The 684-nt window shown below is 65.1% G+C and carries 1 protein-coding gene; it reads left to right on the top strand.

Going from position 1 to position 684, the window contains the following annotated elements; translation table 11 throughout:
• The coding region (locus tag CXQ89_RS17705) for an amidohydrolase (RefSeq protein WP_146067299.1) at positions 1 to 684 on the top strand (684 nt) is incomplete at both ends.

Here is a 684-nt window from a genome sequence, read left to right on the forward strand (position 1 = left end):
TTGGCGTCCTGGACAATGGGCCCGGCGCGGTTGTTTTGCTCCGTGCCGACATGGATGGTTTACCCGTTGAGGAAGCCACTGGGCTGGAGTACGCAAGCACTGCCCGTGGCGTGGGCCACGAGGGCAAGGAAGTGCCGGTAATGCACGCGTGCGGGCACGATGTGCACGTCAGCTGCCTGGTGGGGGCGTTGGAAAGGCTCGTCGCCGAGAGTCAGGAATGGCACGGCACCCTGATTGCCGTATTCCAGCCGGCAGAGGAATGGGGCGGTGGAGCACAATCCATGGTGACGGACGGCCTCTTCGACCTGGTGCCCAAGCCCGACGTCGTTTTGGGCCAGCACGTGGCACCTATTCCGGCAGGGTGGTTCGGCATCCGTGGCGGCGTGGCCATGGCCTCCGCCGACTCCCTGAACGTGACCCTGCCCGGACGTGGCGGACACGGTTCCCGGCCCGAGACCACCGTTGACCCAGTTCTCATGGCTGCTGCCGCAACACTGCGCTTGCAGGGGATCGTCTCCCGCGAGCTCGCGGCAAGCGAGGCTGCCGTGGTGACCGTAGGGCAGATACATGCTGGAACGAAAAACAACATCATCCCCGAGTCGGCATCGTTGGGCATCAGCGTGCGGTCATTCAGCGAATCCACCCGGGCAAAGGTGCTGGCGGCCATCGAGCGCATCGTGCGCG

This window comes from Arthrobacter sp. ZGTC212, assembly GCF_002929255.1.
Lineage (GTDB): Bacteria > Actinomycetota > Actinomycetes > Actinomycetales > Micrococcaceae > Arthrobacter_B > Arthrobacter_B sunyaminii.